Origin of the sequence: Thalassospira lucentensis, from assembly GCF_032921865.1 — a bacterium.
GTDB classification, from domain to species: Bacteria; Pseudomonadota; Alphaproteobacteria; order Rhodospirillales; family Thalassospiraceae; genus Thalassospira; species Thalassospira lucentensis_A.
On record NZ_CP136684.1, the window covers coordinates 638,411 to 664,951 of the forward strand.

15 protein-coding genes are annotated in these 26,541 nt (G+C 56.2%); 5 read left to right on the forward strand and 10 right to left on the reverse strand.

The features are described 5' to 3' along the window. Window positions 1-5: 5 nt before the first annotated feature. The 5 genes from R1T41_RS03610 to R1T41_RS03630 all read right to left on the reverse strand — a co-directional run bounded on the left by R1T41_RS03610 (window position 6) and on the right by R1T41_RS03630 (window position 13,057). Window positions 6-2,168: an HlyD family efflux transporter periplasmic adaptor subunit gene (locus R1T41_RS03610; protein WP_317340013.1), complete on the reverse strand. Its 2,163-nt coding sequence runs from the start codon at window positions 2,166-2,168 to the stop codon at window positions 6-8. Window positions 2,169-2,172: 4 nt separating this feature from the next. Then, complete coding sequence (locus tag R1T41_RS03615; protein WP_317340015.1) at window positions 2,173-3,501, reverse strand: efflux RND transporter periplasmic adaptor subunit; 1,329 nt, start codon at window positions 3,499-3,501, stop codon at window positions 2,173-2,175. Between the two features lie 50 nt (window positions 3,502-3,551). Further along, window positions 3,552-4,346 carry an efflux RND transporter periplasmic adaptor subunit gene (locus R1T41_RS03620; RefSeq protein WP_317340017.1) on the reverse strand — a complete coding sequence of 265 codons (795 nt, stop codon included), beginning with the start codon at window positions 4,344-4,346 and terminating at the stop codon, window positions 3,552-3,554. An 11-nt stretch (window positions 4,347-4,357) separates the two neighbouring features. Further along, window positions 4,358-5,824 carry a TolC family protein gene (locus R1T41_RS03625; RefSeq protein WP_317340019.1) on the reverse strand — a complete coding sequence of 489 codons (1,467 nt, stop codon included), beginning with the start codon at window positions 5,822-5,824 and terminating at the stop codon, window positions 4,358-4,360. Between the two features lie 357 nt (window positions 5,825-6,181). Further along, window positions 6,182-13,057: a DUF4347 domain-containing protein gene (locus R1T41_RS03630; protein ID WP_317340021.1), complete on the reverse strand. Its 6,876-nt coding sequence runs from the start codon at window positions 13,055-13,057 to the stop codon at window positions 6,182-6,184. 472 nt (window positions 13,058-13,529) lie between these two features. Here R1T41_RS03630 and R1T41_RS03635 point away from each other — a divergent pair, with 472 nt between their 5' ends. Both R1T41_RS03635 and R1T41_RS03640 read left to right on the forward strand, forming a co-directional pair. Continuing rightward, on the forward strand, window positions 13,530-14,249 hold the full coding sequence (locus tag R1T41_RS03635) for a phage tail protein (protein WP_317340023.1): 720 nt from the start codon (window positions 13,530-13,532) through the stop codon (window positions 14,247-14,249). Between the two features lie 55 nt (window positions 14,250-14,304). Next, window positions 14,305-15,027 (forward strand): phage tail protein, encoded by a 723-nt coding sequence (locus tag R1T41_RS03640; RefSeq protein WP_317340025.1) that lies wholly within the window; start codon window positions 14,305-14,307, stop codon window positions 15,025-15,027. A gap of 1,141 nt (window positions 15,028-16,168) precedes the next feature. Here R1T41_RS03640 and R1T41_RS03645 read toward each other — a convergent pair. The 3 genes from R1T41_RS03645 to R1T41_RS03655 are packed head-to-tail and all read right to left on the reverse strand — an operon-like array spanning window position 16,169 to window position 20,854. Beyond that, a complete protein-coding gene (locus tag R1T41_RS03645; RefSeq protein ID WP_317340027.1) occupies window positions 16,169-16,720 on the reverse strand; it encodes a MarR family winged helix-turn-helix transcriptional regulator in 552 nt (183 codons plus the stop codon). After that, entirely contained in the window at window positions 16,623-19,736 is a 3,114-nt protein-coding gene (locus tag R1T41_RS03650; protein ID WP_317340029.1) for an efflux RND transporter permease subunit, read from the reverse strand. The genes R1T41_RS03645 and R1T41_RS03650 overlap by 98 nt, the downstream gene beginning before the upstream one ends. Beyond that, window positions 19,736-20,854, reverse strand: a complete 1,119-nt coding sequence (locus tag R1T41_RS03655) for an efflux RND transporter periplasmic adaptor subunit (protein ID WP_317340031.1) — start codon at window positions 20,852-20,854, stop codon at window positions 19,736-19,738. Before R1T41_RS03655 ends, R1T41_RS03650 begins: the two co-directional genes overlap by 1 nt. A gap of 192 nt (window positions 20,855-21,046) precedes the next feature. Here R1T41_RS03655 and R1T41_RS03660 point away from each other — a divergent pair, with 192 nt between their 5' ends. From R1T41_RS03660 to R1T41_RS03670, 3 genes are all read left to right on the forward strand, one after another. After that, entirely contained in the window at window positions 21,047-21,619 is a 573-nt protein-coding gene (locus R1T41_RS03660; RefSeq protein ID WP_317340033.1) for a TetR/AcrR family transcriptional regulator, read from the forward strand. A gap of 526 nt (window positions 21,620-22,145) precedes the next feature. Next, the gene (locus tag R1T41_RS03665) at window positions 22,146-22,631 is read left to right on the forward strand and encodes an SDR family NAD(P)-dependent oxidoreductase (protein ID WP_317340035.1); all 486 of its coding nucleotides are present in this window, start codon (window positions 22,146-22,148) and stop codon (window positions 22,629-22,631) included. Beyond that, window positions 22,594-22,953 carry a hypothetical protein gene (locus R1T41_RS03670; RefSeq protein WP_317340037.1) on the forward strand — a complete coding sequence of 120 codons (360 nt, stop codon included), beginning with the start codon at window positions 22,594-22,596 and terminating at the stop codon, window positions 22,951-22,953. The genes R1T41_RS03665 and R1T41_RS03670 overlap by 38 nt, the downstream gene beginning before the upstream one ends. A gap of 81 nt (window positions 22,954-23,034) precedes the next feature. Here the strand turns inward: R1T41_RS03670 and R1T41_RS03675 are convergent, their stop codons facing one another. Together R1T41_RS03675 and R1T41_RS03680 are read right to left on the reverse strand one after the other, a co-directional pair. Further along, a complete protein-coding gene (locus R1T41_RS03675; protein ID WP_411045560.1) occupies window positions 23,035-23,718 on the reverse strand; it encodes a response regulator in 684 nt (227 codons plus the stop codon). A 1-nt stretch (window position 23,719) separates the two neighbouring features. Then, window positions 23,720-26,449: a sensor histidine kinase KdpD gene (locus R1T41_RS03680; RefSeq protein WP_317340041.1), complete on the reverse strand. Its 2,730-nt coding sequence runs from the start codon at window positions 26,447-26,449 to the stop codon at window positions 23,720-23,722. Window positions 26,450-26,541: the final 92 nt, after the last annotated feature.

Consider the following 26,541-nt stretch of genomic DNA (forward strand, 5'->3'; position numbering starts at 1 on the left):
ATCCCTCAGAAACTCGCCTCTCTAATAAGGCCTGCAACGACCGCCTCGTAAAGGCGGCGTGCCCAGCTCATGGGTTCTGCGTCAATCTGTAACGTACCGCGCTGCATCATGGAAAAGCCCGCCTCAACCGGGGTGTTTTCCTTGCCCGTTGCAACGACCCCCTCCACCTTGAAGACCGGGTCATGCGGTGTATAGCGGCCCTCCCTGTCAACCGTCGCGGCGATTGTTCCGCCATGGACCGCGGCAAGTGCAGGTGCCTCGATATAAGTGCTGTTAAACCGCTCGACCGTTCCGATCCCGATTTCCAGAACGGGTTGCGTAACCTGTTCGGGATAGAACTTTGCCGAAGGCCCGTTTCCAATCCGGGCGATATCGCGCTGGGATACATAGGCGACGACTTCCCATGCCGAACGTTCGCTGGCACCGACAATCCGCGCAATCGGGGTGCGCGGTGCGATCCAGTCGCCAACCCGGAGATCCTCGGTCAATTCACGAACAAAGCCGTCAATCGGTGCCCGCAGGGTCAAAAGATCCTGGCGGGCTTCCAGTGCAACGATCCGGGCGGCCAGACGGCGCATTTCCTGAAGACGGGTGGCATAGTCGCCAAGATCATCCCGGCTGGCCTCGGTTTGCGCCAGCAATATCCGCGCCTCGGCAAGTTCCAGTTCCCGGATACGGTGTTCGGCATCAAGTTCCGGCGCGCTCAGGATGGCAATCGTATCCCCGGCACGGACCCGGTCCCCTTTTTTGACCGTGATTTCGGCAATCTGGCCTGCAACCGTGCTGATGATTTCCGCATCATTGCCGGCCTGAAGCACCGCATCTGCGGAAACACGTGATTGCCAGGGCACGAATGTCAGAACCGCCAGCACCAATAATAGCAATCCGGTCACGATCAGAGACGGTGTTGCTTTTGCCAAATGGCGATCTTTCCACCAGTGTTTCATTTCGCTGAAAACCGGAATGACGATGAACCACGCGATTTCGACGACAAAAAGGATAATGCCGAGAACCTTGAAAAACAGGTGGTAAACGACAAGCGCGATGCCAAGAAACAGAAAGAAGCGATAAATCCACACCGAAATCGCAAAAACCGTCAGCATCCGCCGCTTTTTTCGCGGCATCGGTTCCGGGGCCGGATGCCCGAACCGGAAAAGCATTTCGCGGATCGTCCATTTGGCCATCGCAAAGGACCGGTTTTGCAGATTGGCAATACCCAGAAAATCCGACAGCAGATAATAACCGTCAAACCGCATGAAAGGGCTGAGATTGATCAGAAGCGTTGTGATCCAGGTCGTCGTCGCCAGCAGGAACACCGCACTTTGCAAGGGTCCCGGCGGCACAATATGCCAGAAAAAAGTCGCCAGCAGCGCCAGCGCCAGCTCGACCCGGATACCCGCCGCCGCAATGCGCAGCCTTTTTTCCTTGCTGATAATCCGCCACGCATCGGATGTATCGGTATAAAGCACCGGATACATCACCAGAAACGCAACCCCCATCGACGGAACCCGGCAGCCATAGCGCGCCGCACTATAGGCATGCCCGAATTCATGAAGGATTTTGGCCAGGGTCAGGGTGATGGCCATCCACACCACACCCTGCCAGTTGGCAAAGCCCATGAATGTCGACACAAACAGGTCCCATTGGCGCAATGTCAGGAAAATGCCGATGATGCCCAGAAACAGCCCCCCCAACTGAACAGGTCGCGATGCAATCACATCGGCAATGGCCTGGGTTCTGCGCAGGAAACTGTCCGGATGAACCAGCGGGACACGAACAAAAAGGTAATTGTGGATCGCCCATTTCCAGAAGGGCGGCTTGCCGGCATTGGCAATGCGCGAAAACTCGGCCACGGTCTCGCTGCTGTCACGCTGCAACAGGCCATTGCCATGCAGGAACTTTATCAGTCCGCTCAGCGATGCTTCGTCAATTGTCAGAACCGTATCGCGGCAGATCCGGTCAATGATCGCCTGCCCCTGCCGCAACGGCCACCGGCGCAGCATTTCAAACGCGGCATAGCCGATCCTGAAATAGCGGTTGCGTACCGGGTCATGGATCGTCCAGCACGGCGCGCCATATTCATCGGTTCCGGCAGGCAGAAGTCGCAGGTCTTCGCGAAGCGGCGGTACGACCATATCCTTTGCCTGATCCTGCGATGCGATTGCCATCCGCTCAGAACCCGATCATCTGGCGCAGGGCCGAAAGCGGCCGACGGAAAAGGAACAGCGCCAGGGGAACATGGTCCCCCATGATCTTGGCCGATCCCTTCAACCCGATACGGGGAATGTCATCCGGACTGTCAAAGCGCGCCACCGCCTGATAGGCCAATATGCCTTCGGGCGTTTCCTTTGGCTGATAGGCGGCATATTCAAGCGTTGCATCAACCGAACCAAGCGGATCAGCATCCAGAAACAGTCGAACTTCCGCCCCCGATTGCAGGGCGATGGCATCGGAAACCGGAATGGAAATGCCAAGTTCGGCGGCATCGGGTGCGGCAATGGCCATGACCTGTTCACCGGTTGAAACAGGTCGCCCCCGCCAGTCATTGGAATCACTGAAAATGGCGATGCCCGATTGCGGTGCCCTGACCTCAACCTGCGAAAGCTGATATCGGCTGAATTCCGCCTGTTCCTGACGCAGGGCCAGACGGGTCTGCGACAGGGCAACTTCGGCACGGCCTTTGGCGTCACCAAATGCCTGCTGCGATGCACGGCGCAGTTCAGCCTCGGCGGTATCGACCGCGCGCAGGGCGATTTCATAATTGGCCCGGAATTCCGCATCCTCGAAGGAAAACAGAAGATCGTCCTTTGCCACCGGTGCGTTCGGGCGGACGTGGATTTCGCGAATAACGCCGGTGATCGGGGCCGCAATCATGACCGGATCACGTGGCATGACTGTCGCAGGCGCGATAATGCTTTGCCGAACCGGGATCGACAGCACAATGACAAGACCGATCAAAACCCCGGCCACAACGGCGCGGCGTTTTTTCCCGGCCTCAAACATCCCGCCCCGCCTTTTGCGCGGACGAAGCGCATTCCACGCATGGCCAAGCGCATCGGTCAGTTGTTCAACAAGAAGAAGCTCCCCGTCCTGCCATTCCGGGGCCCGGATCAGCAACAGAAGGCCAAGCGATGTACCATCCGGGGCAAGAACCGGCTGGGACATGATATTGTCCTGAAGAAACTCCCGCCAGTCCGCCTCCAACTCCCCGCCATCCGCGCTACGCGATAATGTCCGTTTCTGATCGGACCGGATGTTGCGATTGGCAAGCTTTTCGACAAACCGGATATAGGGGGCATTACGGTCCACCGTCGGCACGTTCGAAACAGCCACCACCCGCAATTTCCCGTCCAGCCCGTGCGCGAGCAATACCGCCTGCTGATAGGAAATCAGACGGCGCGTTTCGGTGACCGCGACGAACTGAAGTGCGGTCATATCCCGGGCCTGACGGATGGATTTTTCAATGCCCAGCAAAATTGCGGATGCTGTGATGGTACTCATTTTACCCGTCGGTTCTGGTCGCGCGCGGCTTGATCCTGTGCCGGAAGCCGTCAGGATTCCGGTTCAAAAACAGCGACACCGCTCATTCCCGGCAACAGCGTCCCGGCATCGCCATTTATGGCTGCAAAGACTTTAACCGTCTGGCTGACCGGGTCAATATCGGCACCGATCCGTTCGGTGGTTGCCGCAATGACCGATCCCGTTTCCTCGATCCGTGCCTTGAAGCTCTGCCCGGTCGAAAGCCACGACAGCCAGCTTGACGGCACGATCAGTTCAAGTTCGAGATTGCCCGAACCAATGATTTCCATCAGTTCATCACCGGGATTGGCAATCTGATAGGGCTGGCTCAGCCATTGAACCACTGCCCCGTCGTAGGGTGCCGTAATCTTGCAGCGGTCAAGATACACATCCTGAAGCTGCAACTGCGCAAGTGTCCGGTCCCTTGCGGCTTCGGCCATCACGACATCAAGCTCGCCGACACTGCGCAATTCAAACAGGCGTTTTTGCGATTTCAGCTGGGCATCGGCCTGGCGATAATCGGCTGCCGCGGTTGCGCGCTGTGCCTTGTAAGCCGCACAGTCGAACGAAATCAGCAGATCGCCCTTGCGAAATGCCTGCCCCGGACGCACCGCGATCCTGTCAATTCTGGCGGCAAGTTCGCCGGCAAGAACGGCGCGATCCTGTGTGGTCACCAGAACCCGTGTTTCGAGGGGGTCCGTTCTTTCCTGCGCATCTGCCGAAACCGGCAACAAAAAAGCCGAAACCGCAAGCGTGCAGAACATGCTTGCGGCGGCGGTAAATCTGCGGCCCGGATCGTCAATCCGATATCCGCGCAACGACGTCATGGCAAAAAGCATCACTGAACAGCGGCCTGCTTCATTTCATTTTCTGCCACCGGGCCTTTGTCCCCTTCGGCCACGGTAACCGGTGCATCATAATCCCCCTGGTTCCAGCGCGTCAAAACCTCGCCGACGCTCCGGGCAAGGGTATCGACCGAATCATCGGGAATATCGTTCGGGAACGGATCCGCCCCGATCGAGGCAAACAGACGGCCATAGGATGCCTGCATGTCGGCATAGGCCATGTCGCGTTGCAGATTGCTGAGCAACGCCCGGACATCGGCCCGGATCGCCTGCCCCTCGCCGACCGCATTGGCCGACTGGCTGGCATTGACGGTTTCCGATATCTGGTCCTGCACCGATGCGATCCGGTCGGTCAGTTCAAAATCGCGCTTGGCATAGGCAAAACGCAGTTGGGCGATATTGACCTGACTGATGACCGCCATGCTCAGTGCAAGGCGGCGCACTTCCGAAAGTTCGATCTGGCTGTCGGCAAGGCGCATGTTTGCCGGTGCCTTGAACAGCTGCATCAGGTTCCACGAAAGATCAAGCGACCCCTCGTACCAGTCGGAATTGACCTTGTAGCTGTCGGTCGTGTGATTGATACCCGCACTGAAATTAAGGCCCGGCACCATCTGCACGATGGCGATCTTTGCTTCCTGCTGGTTGATCCGCAACTGATAGGCTTCCGAACGCAGTTCCGAACGGTTTTTCAGGGCTTCGAGTTCAAGTTCCTCGGCACTCATCGTCAGAACCGGCATCGGGCCACTGTCGGGCTCAACCGCCGCCTCGACCGTAAAGTCGCTATCGGGATGAATATTCATCAGAACCGCAAGCTCGGTGCGGGCTTCGACCAGCTGACGCTGGCGGGTTTCAAGCTCGCGCAGGGTCAGAAGAAGGTCTTCCTGATAGGTCAGCGCATCAAGCGGCGCACCAACCCGTTCGCGCACCTGCGTTTCCGACCGCGAAAGTGCCGTGCGAACCTTTTCCAGGACCGGCTTGAACTGCACCAGCGCCCGTTCGGCTGCGGCTGCGCGCCAATAGGCACTGCGCGTATCATTGATAACGTTATGGATCACCTGGCGGCGGCGTTCCTTGACGATAAGCGCCATGTCCGCCTGCTGATGGGCGCGCATATAGCCAATGGCAAAATCCAGCACATTCCAGCTTACCGTCAGGTCGCTATCGCGGATTTTCTTGTCCGAACTGATCGAGGTAGAGGTCTTGTCCTCGTTGAACGTGAAATCCGGACGGCTGCGCTGTGTCCAGCCCGAACTGGCCACAACATCGGGCAGAAGATTGACATTGGCAACGTCAAGCTGCCCCATCGCCACCGCTTCTTCCATCAGTTTCAGCCGGTGATCAAGGTTGTATTTAAGCGCACGTGCAATCGCTTCTTCAAGCGTCAGCGGACCGGTGATCTTTTCCTGTTTTTCAAACAGACGCGCCAGATCCTTCTCAACGCGCGCATTGTTTTCTGTCACCGTCAACGGCTCCGGCGCAACGGCACAGGCCGATAACAATGCCGCCGTTGTCAGTGCGACGGCCACATTCCGCCATTTTCGGAAAGTCCCGGGAAACTTTAAAGCACGATAAACCAAGACGGTATTCCCCCAAGTAAATTCAAATTCCCGAATATCTGCCCGATACATATCCGGTGATCCGTTGCATCATCCGGGCCTGTTCCGGTTCTGTCCAGAAACCGGAACATCCCTTTTCCCATATTGCCCCGCGCCTGATCTTTCACAACCGGTCGGGGCATTTTTCAATCCGGCGGTCAGACAGGTGCGACCGCCGGAAAAACATCAAGAAAATCATCGATCAAATCATCAAGCAATTCATCACGCCGGAATACGATAGGTGCCCAGAACCTGATCAAGCAGCATCGTTTCCATTTCGGCGGCATCGCCAAACGCCGCCAGTTGCGCGGTGAAATCGTCAAGCGCTTTGGCCAGTTCGGCCTCGCCCTTGCCATCGCTCATGGCCTGATCACCGTTGCCATCGCCCGTGGATGTCTCACCACCTGTGCCACCTTCGGTGCCCGGGCCCTCGCCCCCGGGTGAAGGCGCTCCCAGAATACCGTCATTGCCAACAGGTGTTCCGGTTCCCGCTTCGCCACCGACACCGCCGCCAAATCCGCCGCCGAAGCCGCCGCTGCCCAAACCACCACCAAGGCCACCGCCCAGACCACCACCCAAGCCGCCACCGCTCAGGCCACCACCACCAAGGCCGCCACCGATACCACCGCCCAAGCCACCACCAAGACCACTGCCCCCGAAGCCACCGCTCGTCAGAACAGCACCGCCGCCACCGCCCAGTCCGGTGGTAACACCCAGCCCGCTACCGGCCTGGTTGATGCTAAGCCCTGCCGAAACCGGCGTGCCGGAATTGCCAATCGGGCTGGTATTGCCCAACTGGCCCGTCACGGTTGTCTGGATCGGGCCACCGGAAATGAACTGTCCGCCCGAACCACTGCCATTCGATCCCGCACTAAGCGCATTGCTGACCGGCGTCCCCGCATCCCCGCCCGATCCCGGCGTTTGCAGGATCGGCGGTATCGTTACGACCGGTGCAGGTGGCGGTGCGGGCGGCGGCGGTGGTGGCGTTACCACCGGCGCGGTCACCCTTACCGTGACCGTGCTTACCGTACTGCTGTTGCCGTCGATATCAGAAAGCGTCACGCTGATCGTACGGTTCCCCGCCGTCGGCGTGCCCGAACTGTTTTCATAGGCAACAGCACGCACCAGCTCCTGGATATTTGTCAGATTGGCCGCGGTATTAAAGTTGATCCGAAGGGTATTGCCCGCGGCAATATTGTTTGCCAGCGTGCCGATAATCGTCCCGTTGACACGCACATTCGATCCGGTTGTCGTACCGTCAAGCGTAACAGTACCGGCTGTATCGATCTTGAGAATATCCTGTGACGCAGAACCACCACCGGTGATGCTGACCGTAAGGTTGCCGCCATTGCTAAAAGCACCCGCCTGGAAATCAGCATCCGATACGGTCGCATTCTGCCCGGCATCAAGCTTGACCGTCTGCCCGGTTGTATAGGCAATGCTGTCGCCTGAAAGGCCGCCGATGGCCGGGCGGGCGGTAACATTGACCGTAACCGTATCGGTGTCGGTATCCGTGCCGTCCGATGTTAAGACGGTAATCGTTTGCGAACCGGTCGTGGTTGCTGTGTATCGCAGATTGGCCAGTGTCGCATTGACATCGGCGACACTGCCCGAAATCTGGATGGAATTGGTGCCGCCACCCGTGATGGTCGCATTGCCCGTCGTGGTAAAGGTCCCCGCACCATTCGGCACCGAGACTGTGGTGGTGACGGTCGCGCTATCGTCATCACCAACCGAGATACCGGTAATTGCCTTCGCCTCGCCAGCAACAGCGGACTGGGAGCCCGGCAGGGTATTGACCGGCGCATCATTGACGGCACTGACCGCAACCGTCGCCGCGATGGACACACTTGCGGCATCCGCACCACCATTGGCCGTGCCACCACTATCGGTAATGCCGGTAAGCGTCACGACGCGGCTCGATGTACCGGGATTGTCACTGGTTGAGGAATAGGTCATGCCATCGACCACGGTTTGTGCTTGCGCCGTCGTCATGGTACCGCCGGTAATCGTGATCGTTGCCACGCCCCCGGTGACCGAAATGTTATAGCTCAGTCCGTTGCCACCGGTGGTCGTCCCCGATGTGCCATCGGTCAGGGCAATGGCCGTACCGTCAAGCGTGATACGGTCGCTCGCTTCGGCATTGGTAACCGTAAAAGTCATGCCCGAAATCGTCTGGCCGGTTTCAGCCGTTCCGATGGTCACGCCAGAAAACAGATCAACCGCCGTGCCATTTTCGGTAAAGGTCGGGGTGCCGCCGGTGGCCGAAACCGTCGGCGCATCGTTGATACCCACCACATTGACCGTGATCTCGGCGGGGCTGGAGGTAAAACCACCCGAGTCATCGGTTAATGTCACCTGAACCGTACGCGCCCCCGTGGTCGGATCATCAGTACTGTTGTTGCTGTACTGAATGGCCGCCAGAAGGCTCGCGACCCGTGCAGGTGTCGCATCTTCATTGAAGTTGATAACCAGATCGTTGCCTGCTGCAATATTGTTGGCCAGCGTACCGATCACCACGCCCCCGATGGTGACATCCGAACCGGCCGTGCCTCCAGACAGAATACTCCCACCAATTGTCAGGATATCCTGCGCCGCGTCGCCGCCTGCGGTAATACTGACGGTCAGATTACCACCGTTGAAATTGGCATTGTCACTGTCGGCAACAGTCGCCGCCGTTCCGGTATCAACGGCAACCGCGCCGCCGCCTTCGGTATAGGTGACACTATCACCATCCAGATTGCCGATAACCGGGGCGAAAACGATATTCACGCTACTGTTGGCAGCCGTGCTGTTGGCTTCGCTATCATTGACAACAAAACTGATCGTGCGCGTCCCGGTCGCTGGCGAAGCGTCCGCGTTGCTGAAGGTCACGGAACGCAGGGCGGCCTGCCATTGCGCCAGTGTCGCCGTCCCCCCCTCCGATTCCAGGCTCAGAACGCCGGTTCCGGCATCATAAGTCCCGGTAATATTCCCAAACGCCCCGCCGGGGGTAAAGCCAAGTGTATCACCGGCGGCCTGACCTCCCGTGATCGAAACGGTTGCCGAGGCCAGTGTGGTATCATCCACATCCAGGACCGTCAGGCTGTTACTGATAACGATCTCCGTACCACTTCCAGCCGAGAAATTGACACTGTTGCCGCCATTGGCCAATGCGGGCGCATCATTAACAGCATTCACCGTGACAGTCGAAGCGATAGTAACAGAAGCACTGTCGACACCCCCGTTTGCTGTCCCGCCACTGTCGGTAACGCCGGTCAAGGTCACAACACGGTTGGCTGTACCGGGATTTTCACTGGTTGAGGAATAGGTCATGCCGTCAATGACGGTTTGTGCCGACGCCGTCGTCATGGTGCCACCCGAAATCGTGACCGTCGCGATGCCGTCTGCAATCGACACATTATAATTCAGGCTATTGCCGCCGGTGGTGCCTGAAGCCCCGTCCGAGAGAGTAATGGCCGTACCGTCAAACGTGATGCGGTCGCTGGCTTCGGCATTGGTAACCGTAAAGGTCATGCCCGAAATCGTCTGGCCGCTTTCGACCGTGCTGATTTCCACATCGGAAAACAGATCAACCGCCGAACCGTTTTCGGTAAAGCTCGGCGTGCCACCGGTCGCACTCAGGGTTGGTGCGTCATTCACACCGGTAATCGAGACCGTAACCTGATTTGTTCCGACGGAATTCAATGAACCATCATTGAATGTGTAGTCAAGTGCGACGGAACTCGCCGGTGCCTCGGAGCTATTGCTATATGCAATATTCTGCATCGCAGAATTCACCAGAGCAGTTGTCGCATTGGAGTTGAACGTCAGTTCAAGCGTTCCGGCACTGTTCGTCGTGACCGTACCAATCGTTGTTCCGTTATAGGTAAGGTCGCCACTCTCCGTCAGACTTCCGAGCAAGCCGCTATTGCTAAAGACATCGTTGCTGTTTGCACCGCCATTACGAACAATGGTCAATGTCGCACCAGCATAGCTACCAGCCGCATCAAGCTCTGCGTCAAGCACCGTGACATTGCTGTCTAGCACAACAACACTGCCATTTTCTGTAAAGGACGGCGTACCATCAAGGTTGGAGAATGTTGGCGCATCATTAACAGCATTCACCGTGACAGTCGAAGCGATAGTAACAGAAGCACTGTCGACACCACCATTTGCTATCCCGCCACTGTCGGTAATACCGGTCAAGGTCACAACACGGTTGGCGGTACCGGGATTTTCACTGGTTGAGGAATAGGTCATGCCATCAATGACGGTTTGTGCCGTCGCTGTCGTCATACTGCCACCCGAAATCGTGACCGTCGCGATGCCGCCTGCAATCGACACATTGTAAGTCAGGCTGTTGCCGCCGGTGGTGCCTGAAGCCCCGTCCGAGAGAGTAATGGCCGTACCGTCAAGCGTGATACGGTCGCTGGCTTCGGCATTGGTAACCGTGAAGGTCATGCCCGAAATCGTCTGGCCGCTTTCGACCGTGCTGATTTCCACATCGGAAAACAGATCAACCACCGAACCGTTTTCGGTAAAGCTCGGCGTGCCGCCCGTCGCACTCAGGGTCGGCGCATTATTCACCCCCGTGATGGATACAGTCACAGATCCGGTCGCCGTCCCCGGATTGTCGCCCGTACCCTGCGCATTGCCGGAGTTGCCATCACTGAATGTCCAGTCAATCTGCACGCTTGACGCCGGGTCATCCGACGAGTTGCTGTAACGGACCGCCTGCATCACTTGATTGACAAGTGCGGTTGTCGGGATCGTTCCATTGTTCTGGAACGTAATCGTCAACTGACCATCAATTGATGTGTCAAAACTCGCAATAACATTGCCACCGCTTTCGATATTCGATCCGTTTACCGTCAGGCCGCCGCCAGAAATCATCGAAAACACGTCAGAGGCATTCGCACCGCCACTGCGCACCAGCACGAATGACGCCCCGGCAAAATTGCCATTTCCGCCATTGAGCGATCCAAGCTCATCATCCGAAACCGTTACATCACCATCAAGGACAACAGCACTGCCATCCTCGGTAAAGGACGGGGTACCATCCAGATTTGACAATTCAGGGGCATCGTTGACTGCGGTTACGTTGATCTGGGTCGTACCGGCCGCGATAGCACCGCCACCTTTCCCGTCATTCACTGTCGCGGTAATCTGGGCAACATTGCTACCGGTCACATTTGACTCTGCCGTATAACGAATACGACTGGAGGCATCGAGATACGTATTGATGTCCGCCGCACTACCCACAAGGGTAATTGTTCGCGCGTCCACAAGCGTTCCGACCACCCCGTTGCCAACAGATGCGCCATCCGCCGGGGTTGCAAAGGTTCCCGCAGTCGCAACAAGCGTCAGTGTGATGGTATCACCGTCAACATCGGCAAAGCTCGATGACGAAAGATTGACGTTTGACAACGTGTCTTCCGCAACCGAAATACTGGCGGGCATTGACCCGCTCGGGTTGTCGTTTACAGCCGTCGCATTAAGCGTAATGGTGCCCTCATCGGGGCCGGTATCCGCCGCATCACGAATACGGGTTGTGATCGAAACGTCCTGATCCCAGTGTTCCGACGGCGTGAAAGCAACCGCCGCAAGTGCCGCATTCACATCCGAAACCGATCCGGTAACTGTCCACACACCTGAGACCGAATTATAGTTCGATGTTGCAGACCCGAAAGTGCCGGTGCTCAGACTGCCCGCCGCACTGTCGCCAAGTGTCAGGGTCGCGGTAACTGTGTCACCGTCAACATCGGCAACAACGATATCGCCAAGCGCAACACTACCCCCATCTTCGGTGAATGGCACCGTTTGCGTCAGATTGGTCGCCGTCGGCGCGGTGTTACTGACAGCAGGACTGAGATTCAGATTGTCAATCGCCAAGGCGCCATTTCCTGTAAAGGTGAAACGCACCTCGTCAACCGCGTCATAGGCACTGCCAAAAGTCAGGGTACCAAAATAACCGTTGGTATCCCCGTTCTGATCAAGGTTGTTGTAAGTAATGGCACCCGTACTATCATCGACCGTAAGATCGACTGTATCTGAAGTCCCGGAAACTAAAACCCCATCTTTATATCCTGCGATGGTTACACTCGTTCCAAAGTTATTAAAGTGGTTGCCAATGTCAAAGGAGTTGAGATCAAAGTCCGTACCGTCGGTGGATTTAAAGTAGAAAGAGGAAACACCTGCTATACCGACATGATTGAGTATGATGGCTCTATCCCCTGCTTCGCCATCAAGGTTGAGATCCGTTTGCAACTCATCACTGCTCGGGGTGGCTATACCTACTGCAGAACCCGCCCCGAAGGTCCAGTCCCCCACCACAACCGACGTTACATCGTTCTGATTGATCAAGCCTTCATCGTCAAAGTTCTCATTGGTCGCTGCCAGAACATCGGCAAAGGATTGCATGGCATTGTCGGCAAAGATAACCGGCGTTTCGATATCACCGCTGGCGGCTTCCATATCCCAGTCACCGCCAAGCGCATCGGCCCCTGTCATATCGTCGGACGCGGAAATATCCGCACCGGTCAGTGCGGCAAGCTGGTTGATGAAATCCTGCCCGCTGCCATCCGCCCCAATATTACAGCCATAAAGAACAATATCGCCGGTTTCGGAAAGCGCATTGCCAATCAGTTGCAGCGCATCCGCATTGGCCGCAAGCGTATCAAGTGTCAGCGCCCCGCCACCAAGGTTAAGTGCGCCGGTACCCCCGTGGCTTAGGATATGCAGCCCGTCGATCCCCGACATGCCATCAAGTACCGATGCAATATCGCTAACCGTCGCATTCTGCTGTAAAATAATGACTTCGACATTCGCGCCAAGTCCGTCAATCAGGGTCTGATAATCCTGAACCGACGGATCAACAATCACCACATCCTTGCGATCATCATTGGCAATACCGCCAACCGCAGCAGGTACGTGATCCGCATTATCGCCCGCGTCATTCGATGACTGGCTGTCACTATCCGCATGGGCATTTTCGGCCTCTGCCTCGGCGGCGGCATCCTGGGCGGCTTCGGCTCCTGTGGCGGCACCGGCAGCGTCGAACATGAAGCGCTGCTCAAGGGCGATAGGTGCAATATCGGACCAGGTATTCTGTACCATTGTATGGTTGCGGTCCCGTGCTGTCATGTTTGCAGCCATAATTATCACACCCCGTCTTGCGTTTCGGGCAACCCGCGTCACCCGAAAACCCCGTACTGCCTTGCAATAATTGCAATAAAACTTCCGCCATACATCAGGCCGACACATCTCGCCAACTCTTGGATCAAAAGCCCGGATGTGCCGACTGCCGCATGAACTGCTACCAAAAGTAGCCGATCAAAAGACAAAAATCGAATGAACATATACCATTGACAGAATATGTCAGTTTTCTACGCCTCGGTATGCATTACCATCCTGAGGCAACCTTTTCGGGCAAATGGCATTTGAAATGTTCGCCATCGTACATGTTAAGAAAAGATAATCTATCAGTGATTGGTCTCCGGTCTATATCTTTGTATAATACCTGTGACCGGTCAGAATCAAGACCTGTCAGCATGAAATCTCGATTTTCAGTGTTTTTGGGGAGATGATCGTGAAGAAAACAACCATATTCTGCTTCTTGCCGACCCTGGCCTTTGCCGGGATGCTTGGCACATCGCAACCGGCCAGCGCCTGCGGGGAAGAGGCCTATACTGGCGAGACCTGTATTACAGCCGCCAGCTATTGCCCGCGCAATACCGTCGAGGCATCCGGCCAGATCCTTGCTATTAACGATAATCAGGCCCTGTACTCCCTTATCGGATGCACGTTTGGCGGTGATTGCAAGACGAGTTTCGGGATTCCTGACCTGCGCGGTCGCGCCCCGGTTTCTTATGGGCAAGGTCCGGGACTGTACCCCCGTCAATTCGGACAATATTACGGGACCGAAGCAATCACCCAGACAATCGACCAGATGCCAGCCCATAACCACGACGCAACCTTCACCCCGAACGGTGGCGGCGGTGGTGGAACAGATGCCTCGGTGATGGTCTCCCAGGATCCGGCAACAACCGATTCCCCTGCCGGCGGCAAGTATCTGGCAAAGGCCACCACAGGCTTGGCACCAATCAAAATCTATAATAACGGCACCAACCTGACCGAACTTGAAGGTGTTTCGGGCGGCGGCGGTGGCGGCTCGACCGGGGGTACCGTTACGGTTGGTGTTACCGGCGGCACCGAGACCGGCGGCACCCAGCCGATGGAAGTTGCCGGGCCGCGTCTTGCGATGCGCTATTGCATTGTAACCAATGGCCTCTATCCGCCACGCCCCTGATACCGGTCAGGAAATGAAAATCACCTGTCACTACGTTTGATGACATGAGGTTCAAATGTCTGCAAAAATTTCACGAAAATCACTGACCGGGATTGCCGGGATTGCCATGGCCACATCGCTCCTTGCCTTTTCCGGTCCGGCGCGTGCCTGCGGCGCGGATGCCTATCTCGGCCAGGTCTGTTCGATGGCGATCATGAACTACTGCCCGGCAGGCACCGAGTTAGCTGCGGGACAGCTCCTCGACATATCGGATAATCAGGCCTTGTTCGCGCTGCTTGGCTGCGAATTTGGCGGGGATTGCCGTTCGACATTCCGGCTTCCTGATTTACGCGGGCGGGCTGCCGTGGGATATGGCTCCGGTCCCGGACTTGATCCCCATCCTTTTGCACAGCCTTACGGGAGAGAATACACCTATCAGTCGGTTGATCAGATGCCGCCCCATTCCCATACGGCAACCTTTACCCCGTCGGGTAGTGGGGGCGGTGGTGGCGGAACCGATGTCTCGGTCGCGGTTTCCCAAGATGCGGCAACAACCAATTCCCCCGCCGGGGGCAAGTATCTGGCCAAGGCGACCACAGGTTTGGCACCAATCAAAATTTACAATGACGGCACCAACCTGACCGAACTTGAAGGCGTTTCGGGCGGTGGCGGAACATCCGGTGGCGGTACTGTCGAAATCGGGGAAACCGGTGGCGGAGAATCCATGCCGATTGCCGGACCGCGGTTGGCGATGCGCTATTGCATCGTGACCGAAGGCATTTGGCCGCCAAGATCCTGACCACGAAATCCTGATAACTTCCAGGCAGCAAGCAGCCTGGCGATGATGGATGCAACGGCAGAACAGCTCAGCCAAAACCGGACTTCCCGCACTCAGGGAAGTCCGGACGAACCTCGGGCTTTCGTATCCTCACCTGCGGAACGCAGACAGGCCTCCCCGGCCACGACCCACTCTGGTACCTTCCGGCCATGAAGACATTTCCGGCAACAAGCGAACCCCGGACAAATCTCGTGCCTCCACCAATCTCGCCAAACAGGCCATCTCGGGCCCGCCCCCCCGTTTCGGTCACCTCCGGCCATGGCAACACTTCCCGACCGAGGCATAGACAAACTTCGGGCGCACGGGCCCCACCTGTCCACCATCGTCGGGCCACAACTCACTGCTGCCCCCTGCTGCCATTCCTGCCGCTCCCGGCAAATTTAACGCTCCTTTCCCCAAAAGACGCACCTCTCCCATCATGACAAATGACCGGGTTGGTTCTCTTAGTCCCTTTACAGAATACCGCCATAATGGCTCCGCCAGCCGCCGCCCCACATCCTGCGGAATGCCCCGCCGCCCTGCCCGTGTCGATGTCCGTATCTTTGCCGCTGCATCCTGATCACCTCTTTCATCCGGCCCCAAACGCAAAAACCCGCAAGGCACAAGGCCTTGCGGGTTTCGGTCCGGGTGCATTTCTCCCGTTGACTTTTCTCTTATGCCACAAATAAAAGAACAAATCAAGAACTTTTTTCAGAAAATTACATGATAAGCAAGATGTGGCACATGCCCATTGGATGGTGTCACGTGCCAGAAAAGCTGACATTTCACCCGCGGTCACTTTTATGGGCTCAAAAACATGAACGTCGGCACACTCGGCCAGCCTGTCAGATCCGGTTGATTGTTTTCCGGTCTCTACTTCCCGGACTGAAGTTTTGAATCCGAATATGCTTGTCTCAGATGGGTGACATCCCTCTCAAGACGATGAATTCTTTGCTCGAGATCAAGCAGATAATCCCCCTCTGGATCATCAACCCATTCAAACTTTCCGACGCAACCCTGACACTTTTTCCATAACCGCTGAAACATTTCAGTTTCTCCCTTTTCGTCCGACCAAAGCCAAATTCCTGCAAAATTGGCTCTCCTCTGCATTGCGACATAACCGCTACGATAATCTGTTCAAGACGCTACAAAGTTCGCCCAATGCATGTTCACCGGAAATACGGCACCCTAGGTCCGCCTCAAATCCTTCCACAAGCTCACGTGCCTGCCTCAGAAGACTCGCCCCATCCGGGGTAAGTGCAATCCTATGGGCACGACGGTCCTTCCGATCTTCATCCCGAACAACCAATCCACGTCGCACCAACGGCGCAAGATTGGCCGTAATCGTGGCGTGATCCTTTCCAAGCAGCTCTGCCAGATCTTTCTGACGAAGGTCGCCATCCAAGCCGATGGCATCCAAAATCATCAACTGTGAACCGGTTATTCCGATCGACTGCAAGACGCTGTTAAGACGCCTTGAAATCACACGGTTGACCCGCTGCAAAACAAAGCAGAAACGTCCGGATAACGGTATGTCGCCGTTTGCCTGTATCGGTTTTGTCCCCGACGGGTTTCTCTTATTCTGCTGCATTATTCGGGCGTTTTTCATGGAGGCCAATGTTTGCAGGAGCCCGTTCCATGTCAGACGCCGGTTTGATCCGGAACCAAACGGCATAAAGCGCAGGCAGGAAGAGCAGGATCAGAACTGTCCCGGCAGCAGTCCCCCCAATCAGCGTGTAAGCCATTGAGCCCCAGAACACCGAATGCGTCAGAGGAACAAAGGCCAGTACAGCCGCAAGAGCCGTCAGGATGACCGGTCGCGCACGCTGGACCGTTGCCTCGACAACAGCATGATAGTCATCAAGCCCCGCGGCGCGGTTATCCTTGATCTGCTCTGTCAGGATCAGGGTGTTGCGCATCAAAATCCCGGCCAACCCGATCAATCCCAAAATGGCGTTGAAACCAAAGGGTTGATTGAAGGCGATCAGTGTCGGAACAACCCCGACAAGCCCCAATGGCGCGGTCAGCATGACCATGGTCATGGTCGACAGGCTCCGGACCTGCAGGATGATAACGATCAGGGTGGCAGCAATCATTGCCGGGAAGATTTTTGCAAGGGCCGTATTTGCCTTGACCGATTCCTCGATGCTTCCGCCCATTTCAATGCGATATCCGACCGGAAGCGACGCAATCAGCGGCTGAAATGCCTCCATAATCTGCTTTGAAACCTCTGGCGGCTGCGTTGCCTCGTTGATGTCCGAGCGGACCGTGATCACCGGTGTGCGATCACGCCGTTTCAGGACCGGTTCTTCGAGCTGTATTTCGGTTCTTCCGATCTGATCGAGCGGAATTTGCTGTCCGTCCCGGCTCATCAACGAGAAATCTGCAAGCCGGGCAGGATCAAGACGCGTTTCCCCGGCACTGCGTGCCACGACAGGTACATTGCGAATGTTTTCGCGAACCTGCGTCACCGGAATCCCCGTCAGCAGGAACTGCATCTGCTGTGCCGCCTCGGCCGGTGACAGGCCAATAAGATTGAGACGGTCCTGATCCGGCGTGAAGCGCAGGACCGGCGCACGGTTGCCCCAGTCGCGATTTGCCTGCCGGACATCGGGAACCTTGCGCATGATCTCCAGCGCCTTTTCGGAAATCTCGTAAAGCTTTTCCGGGTCAGGCCCGGTAATACGAAACTCGACGGGGAACGGGGTATAGGGACCGAACACCAATTGCGTAACACGAACATAGGCTTCCTGTGCAAGTCCGTCGGATACGGCCTTCCGAAGGCGATGTTTCAGTGCCTCCCGCCCTTCTGCGTCCGGTGTCAGAACCACGATCTTGGCAAAGGATGGATCAGGAAGTTCGGGCGCCATTGCAAAAAAGAAGCGCGGCGCGCCCTGCCCGATATAACTGGTAACGATCTTTGCCTCGGGCTGTTGTTGCAGCCAGTTTTCAATCTTCTCGACCGCTGCCGTTGTGGTTTCGATGCTCGTCCCTTCGGGCAGGCGCACCTCAACCAGCACTTCGGGGCGATCCGACGTCGGGAAGAATTGCTGCTTGATAAGCCCCATTCCGGCCCCGGAGAGAAGGAAGGCAAAGACAACAAGGCCACATGTCAGGAATTTGTGACGCACGGCATAACGGATCAGCCCGCGAAGACGCCGATAATTCGGTGTGTCATAGATCGCGTGATGGCCACCTTCGACCGGCTTGATCGCCGGCAGCATCTTGACGCCAAGATAGGGCGTGAAAATCACCGCCACAAGCCAGGAGACAATAAGCGCGAAACCGACAATCCAGAAGATATTGCCAGCATATTCACCCGCACTGGAACTGGCAAAACCAACCGGCATCAAACCAATGATCGTGACCAGTGTACCGGAAAGCATCGGGGCTGCGGTGTGGCTCCAGGCATAGGCCGCGGCCTTGATGCGATCCATGCCCTCTTCCATTTTGACCACCATGACCTCGATGGCGATGATGGCATCATCGACAAGCAGGCCAAGCGCCAGAATAAGCGCGCCAAGTGTAATACGATCAAAAAACCTGCCGGTTTCCAGCATAATCAGAAAGACAACGGCAAGAGTCAGCGGAACAGCAGCCGCAACAACGATCCCGACCCGCCAGCCAAGACTGATCAGGCTCACCAGCAGAACAACCCCAAGCGCCATGGCGAATTTCATCATGAACTCGCCCACGGCCGCGTTGATATTCACGGCTTGGTCACTGACCTTCTCGAAGCTGATGCCAAGCGGCAATGTCTTTGCGATGGCAGCAGACCGGTCTTCCAGTGCTTCGCCGAGGTCCAGTCCGTTCCAACCCTGTTGCATCACGACTGACAACAGGAGTGCCGGTTCACCGTCATGACGGATAATGTAGGTCGGCGGATCTTCATATCCACGACGAACCTCGGCAACATCCGAAAGCTTCAGCGTACGGCCACCCGCAACAATCGGCGTATCCGCGATGGTCTGGATGCTGTTATAGGCGCCATCAAACCGAAGGAAGACCTGCGGACCGCGTGTGTCGATTGAACCGGCTGGCGTAACGGTGTTCTGGCGTTGCAAAGCACCCGCAATCTCTTGCATCGATATGCCGAGTGTCGCGAGCTTCGCATAGGAGAATTCAACAAAAATCTGTTCGGCCCGCTCGCCAAGAATATTGATCTTCTTGACGCCGGGAACATGCAAAAGGTCCTGACGGATCGTTTCGGCCTGCCGGACCAGATCGCGCATCGGCATGCCCCGGGCCTGCAGGGCATACAGAGCAAAACTTACATCCGAATATTCATCATTAACGAAGGGACCCACGACGCCGGACGGCAGATTGCGGGCTTCATCCCCCAGTTTCTTGCGTGCCTGATAGAACTCTTCGTCAACTTCTGACGGCGGCGTACTGTCTTTCAATGTGACAGTCAGAAAGGCATATCCGGGGCGCGTTATCGTCTCTACACGATCATACCATGCCAGTTCCTGAACCCGCTTTTCCAACGGTTCAGCGACAAGGTCCTGCATCTCGCGCGCGGTTGCTCCGGGCCATGCGGCTGTCACGGTCAGCGTCTTGATGGTAAAGGAGGGATCTTCCGCCCGGCCCAAATTTACAAAGGCGTAAATCCCGGCGGCGGCCAGCAGAATGATAAAGAATAATGTGACAGCTCTCTCGCGAACGGCGAGCGCGGAAAGATTGAAACGCATCAGTTCGCCGCCTCTGCCTGAAGGGTCGTTCGGATTGCAGTACCGTCCGCAAGCAGATGCGCACCAAGGGCAACAATCTCCTGTCCTTCATTGATCCCGGTCACAATTGCGGTTTCTTCCCCAAGCTTCCTGATCTGTACCGGTACAAACTGCACAGACGCGGAATCCTGCGTGATCGTCCAGACACCCGTTCGACGGCCATCATCAAGAACCGCGCCAATCGGCACCACGACGCCTGATTGCTGGTCCTGGCTGGCAATCGAAACCGTCACTGTTGCGCCAAGTGGCGCTGAGGCGGCTTTACCTTCAAGCACATAGCGGGATTCATAGGTACGCGTCAGCGGATCGGCAGCATCAGATATCTGCCGCAAACGCGCGTTCCCGTGCGCTTCATTCTGTCCATAAACACTGGCGATAGCCACGGATCCGATTTCAGGACGGATCGTTTCAGGAAGGGCAATAACCGCCTCCCGCGGCCCGGCATGGGCAAGCTGAATGACGGTTTGCCCCGCAGCGATGACCTGCCCCGGTTCGCCAAGTGTCGCAACCACTGTTCCATCGGCATCGGCTAACAATGTGGAATAGGTTGCTTCATTTTCGGCCACTTTCGCATCCGCTTGTGCAGCGGCCAATTGAGCTTGTGCCGTATCGCGGATCGCCTTGACCTGTTCATAACGTTGCCGACTGGCCGCCAGCCCGTCCTTGACCAGTGCTGCGTATCTTTTCTCGTCTGCCTGCGCCTGCACAAAGGATGCACGCGCCGCCGCAACCGCATTGCGTTTTGCCGTCAGGGCAAGCTGCAAATCCGTCTCGTCAAGTCTCATCAAAGGCTGCCCTGCTTCGACCTGCTGTCCGACATCGACAAAACGTTCGACAATTTTGCCCGGCACGCGAAATCCCAGATTGCTTTGAACCCGCGCGGCAACGGTGCCCGTGAAAGAACGCTCAGCCCCATGAACACCCGCCGCCCTTGCAACTTTCACCAAAACCGGTGCTTCACGCGGATCTGTCGCCGCCGACGCTTCGCCGGGTGCGGATTGCGAGAGAACAGCAAACCCGATCGCCCCGACAGTTGCCAATGCGACCGCACCAAAAAGAAATAGCCGTTTGCGCCTCATAGCGGAGCCTTTCACTGGAAAACTTAACCGACAAATTAGATTACATACGACATCATTAATTCATTTAGATTTCGATCGCAATCTATTTTATGCACAAGGCACGGCTGAAACCAGGGGACTCTCCGATCACTTGCACCGGGACGGAAAACCGGATATAGATGTTAGTTGAAATCTAACTACGGATATCAAGCAATGCGTGTCAGCCGTGAACAAGCCACCCGAAACCGTCAGAATGTGATCGACGTCGCCAGCCGTCTGTTCCGGGAACACGGATTTGACGGGATTGGCCTCAAGGATCTGATGAAAAGTGCCGGATTAACTCAGGGCGCTTTTTACAAACAGTTCGCCTCAAAAGAGGACCTTATCGCACAGGCATCGCAACGCGCGCTCGGGGGATCGACGGAACAATGGATCGAAGCCACCGAGAAAAATCCGGACAATCCGCTTGAGGCCGCGGTCGCATTCTATCTCAGCAAGGACCATCAGGAAGCCAGAATGGATGGCTGCCCGATCGTCGCACTTGGTGCCGATGCCGCCCGGCAAAGCCCTGACGTCAAAGCTTCATTTGAAGCTGGCGTGAAGGCTCATCTTGACGTGCTTGGCCAAATGATTTCGACAGCCAGCGAGGCAGAGCGGGAAGAAAAATCAATCGCCATCCTGTCGCTGATGGTTGGTGCCCTGACATTGGCCCGAGTTGTCAACGACCCGGAGATGGCAAAATCATTTCTGGATGCTGCGGCCAAAAAAGTCCGGGAAATCGCCTGAGATCGCGACCACCAAGCATTTTGCGAAGAACAGAATGTCGGGACGAACATGTCCCGTCAGGAATCTGGCAATTTCGAAAATCGCTGCCCAGCATAAAGCTCCTGTTCACGGGGCTTCGTGCGCCAATGCGACGCCCTCCTTCAATACAAAGCCTGACAGCCTTCTTCTCACTGTCATGCATCATGAAGTGCGGTAGCACGCGTGATCAGGACCGCACCCGCCGCTTCTATCGCATGACCAGGCACGATGCCACCTACCTCCACACTCACACAATATATCGGGTCGCCCCTGCAGCCTGCAGGACAGACGACCTCACGACCGCCAAAGCCTCCGCCTCAAGGAACAGGCCATTTGACGGGAAAAATCCCCCAGCAGTCAGATGCTCTGCCTGATCACATATTATTTCCTGCGACAGCTAGTTAGATTTCGATTGAAATCTAACTTATTTATAGAGTATGAACGAAATCTATTCACTCAGTCGGACAATGCTGGGGATTCCATCATCCCAAAACAGGAAAGAACAACCATGCCGAATTCTAAAGTTGTGGTCGTAACCGGCGTATCGTCTGGCATTGGCCGCGCTACTGCCATCAAGTTTGCCCAAATGGGCTGCCGGGTCTTTGGGACCGTGCGAAATATTGAAAAAGCACAGTCCATAGAAGGCGTTGAACTGATCGAGATGGATGTCCGCGACGAAACGGCTGTTCAAAATGGTGTTCAAGCCATCATTGCGCAGGCCAATCGCATTGATGTCGTGATCAACAGTGCGGGCGTGACCCTGCTCGGCGCGACAGAAGAGACCTCTATTGCCGAAGCACAGTCGCTATTTGATACCAACGTTTTTGGCATCCTGCGCGTCGTAAAAGCTGTCCTGCCCTACATGCGCGAACAAGGTTCGGGGCGCATTGTTAATATCAGCTCGGTACTGGGTTTTCTTCCTGCGCCGTATATGGGCCTCTATTCAGCATCGAAGCATGCTGTTGAAGGCCTCTCGGAGACTTCTGGATCATGAAGTCCGCAAGTTTGGAATCCGGGTATCGCTTGTCGAACCGTCCTTCACCAAGACCAATATGGACATCAATGCGCCGCAGACAACGTCCACAATCTCCGCCTATGACAAGAACCGCAGCACTGTATTCGAAGCCATTCAAAAGAATGTCCACAAAGCCCCCGAGCCCGATGAAGTCGCCACCACGATTGTCAATGCAGCCTTGGGTACATGGAAGATGCGACGGACACCAAAAGGCGAGGCCTCGCTTCTCAGAAAACTGCGACGGTTCATGCCTTTCGGCCCGGTGGATTCCGGCCTCAGGAAAACCTTTGGGCTTTCCTGAACGGATTAGCACCATAACCCCGAATTACGAGAACCGACGGAAGGAAACTCTCGCACACTTTCACCTCTGGAAGGCTCAGCATCAACAAAACCGGTATCCAACTCCCGGCTCGTTTTCGATATAGGTCGGGTTCAGCGGATCATCGCCAAGTTTCTGGCGCAGATGACCAATATAGATACGCAGATAATGCGTTTCACTTTCCTGCGCAGGTCCCCAGATTTCGCGCAAAATCTGTTGATGGGTCACAATCCGGCCTGCGTTACGCGCCAGCAGGGTCAGGAGTGCGAACTCCTTTTTGGTGAGTTTCAATTCGTTCTCACCCTTAAAAACCCTGTGCGCGGCCAGGTCGATCTTCAGCTCGCCCGAAACAATCTCGCTACTGGTCAGGTCTTCGGATTTGCGGCTGCGTAAGATAACCCGCACCCGTGCGATCAATTCGGCAATTCCGAACGGCTTGGTCACGTAATCGTTTGCGCCACGGTCCAATGCAGTCACTTTTTCTTCCTCATTGGCACGCACGGACAGTACGATAATCGGGACCTCACTCCATTCCCGGATTTTCGCCAAAACCTCCTGCCCATCCAGATCGGGCAGTCCAAGATCAAGAATGACAAGATGCGGGGTTTCAAGGGCACATTTCTCGATGCCGGATTTGCCGTTTTCGGCCTCGATCACCTCATACCCTTGCGCGCCAAGGCTGATCCGCAGGAATTTGCGAATTTGCGGTTCGTCATCAATGATCAGCACTTTGGCCTGATCGCGCATGTCAGTTTCCTTCCGCACTGCCATCCTGCAAATCCTCGTCATCTTCTGCAACCGTCGGCATCGCGGTCATCGGCAGCGTTATGGCAATGGTTGTGCCCACACCCTGCGGCCCGTCGAGTGCAACGATACGTCCGCCGTGCGCCTCGATAAAACCGCGGCAGATCGATAATCCAAGCCCCGTACCCGCCACCTGGCTATCGCCTGCGCGAACACGATAGAAAACATCAAAAACAGCCTGCCGGGCTTCGGCCGGAATACCGCGCCCGTTATCCGATATCTCGACCACCATCCGTGTTTTATCTGCCTTGGCACTTACTGTAATCCGACCATCATCAGCGGTATGCTTTACAGCATTATCAAGAACATTGAACAGAACCTGTTCGATCAGAACCGGATCAAGCTGGATCGGTGACAGATCGGGCGACACTTGCACATCAAAGGATCGCAAACCGGCATATTTGCGGACATGCTTGACCGCACGACCGATGATCTCGGCCAGATCGGACCATTCCTTTTTCGGCTGCAAGGCACCATAGCCAAGCCGCGTCATATCCAGAAGGTTCTGGACGAACCGGTTCAGACGTTCGCTTTCCTCCAGGATGGTCTGGGTAAGCTGCCCGCGATCCTCTTCTCCCATGCTGTCGCCATAGCTTGATAATGTCGTCGCCGACCCGATGATCGATACCAGTGGGGTGCGCAAATCATGCGATACCGAAGACAAAAGTGCCGCGCGGAGCTGCTCGGTCTCGCTCAGCAATCGTGCTTCTTCGATATCGGTCGCAAGACGGGTACGCTCAACAGCAACCGCAACCTGATCGACAAGCGCCTCAAGCAGGCGACGCTGGGAAGGCCCCAATGTGCGCGCATCTTCCCTGAAGCGGACACCAAGAACACCAAGCGGTCCCTGCGGGGTATTCACCGGCATGAATAGCCATTCTGCTGTAGGCAGGGTTTCCGATCGCCATCCGGCCGGTTTGGAATGCTCCCACGCCCATTCGGCGGCCCCCCAATCCTTAAGCCCCAACTGGTCTTCTGGCGGGTAGGCTGCGGTAATTTCCAACGATCCGTCCGCACCCGGCTGCAGGACCATCGACTGACAATCAAGCGTCGCGGCCACATGATGCACCGCCGCCCACAACACATCGTCAAGCGACGCCGCCGCTGCAATCTTGCGACTGAAATCATAAAGATTGGCGGTGCGCTTGCCGCTGGTTTTCATGGCATCGACCTGAAGGCGCAGACGTCCTGCCAGATTGCCAACAATGACCGAAACAATCAGGAAAAATACGATGGTAATCAGCTGTTCATGATGGAACACCGACAGGGTGTAATAGGGAACAGTGAAGAAGAAATTGTAGGAAATGAAAGACAGCAGACTGACGGCAATCGACGGCCACATGCCGCAACGGATTGCAGTTAACAGTACCGCCAGAAGATAAATCAGCGACAGATTGCCAAGCGGCACATAGCGGTCGGCAAAAAGTGCGGCAACGGTTGCCACAGTAACGCTGCCAAAGACCCATGAAAGGCTGCGTGACCGCCAGCTTCCGGGCTCGAACGGATTGTCCGAGATCAGCGAACGTTTTTTCTCATCCGCGTCCGCGGCAATGACCGTAACATCAAAACCCTCGGCATTCTCAAGCAGCTTGCGCGCCACATTTTCACGCAACAATCCGGTCCAGCGTCTTCGCCTTGGCCGTCCGATCAGAAGACGCGTGACATTGCGTTTGGACGCCAATGCGGAAATCTCGCGTGCCAAATGGGATTCCGCCTGGAGCGTGACAATTTCCGCCCCCAACTGTTCCGCCAGACGCAGTGCTTCGGCAATGTCATCTTTTTCGGCATTCGCCATCCGGTCGTCGCGTGGTGTTTCGACATGCAAGGCGATCCACGGAACACGCTGGCGTTCTGCCATCCGCTTGGCCGTGCGCACCAGCTTTTTGGCCACCGGACTTTCATTCAGGCACACCATCAGGCGGTCCTGCGTCGGCCATGGGCCGCTGACCGCATGGGTACGCATATATTCCAGCATCTGTGCATCAATGCGTTCGGCGGCAATACGCATCGCCAGTTCGCGAAGTGCGGTCAGATTTCCCTTGCTGAAGAAATGCCGGAGCGCGCGCCCCACCTGATCGATGACATAAACCTTGCCATCGCGCAGTCTTTGCAAAAGATCATCAGGCGGCAGATCGATCAGTTCAATTTCATTGGCTTTTTCAAGGAAACTGTCTGGCAGGGTTTCGCGTACGCGAACACGTGAAATCCGGGCGACAATATCGTTCAGGCTTTCAAGATGCTGGATGTTCAGCGTCGTATAGACATCAATCCCGGCATCAAGCAGTTCATCAATATCCTGATAGCGTTTTTCGTGACGACTGCCCGGCACATTGGTGTGTGCCAGTTCATCAACAAGGGCGATTTCCGGCTTGCGCCAGATGATCGCGTCAATGTCCATTTCCCCAAAAACACGGCCCCGATGCAAAAGCCTCTTGCGCGGCAATGCTTCAAGACCGCGCAAGAGGTTTTCGGTTTCCACGCGCCCGTGGGTTTCGACAATGCCGACAATAACGTCCCGCCCCTCCTTCCGCCGTTCCTGCGCGGCCTGAAGCATGGCATAGGTCTTTCCGACGCCGGGATAGGCGCCCAGAAAGATCTTGAGCTTGCCCCTTTCATCCTTGCGGGTCTGTTCCAGCAGGGCTTCGGGGGATGGACGGTCCTCTTCGTCGGTCATCTTGCGTCGATCAAAGCCTTTCGTATTTATCCTGTCATATCAGAACCATCGGCGGATCACCCGGATAAATCGCCGATAGACTGACAGCACCT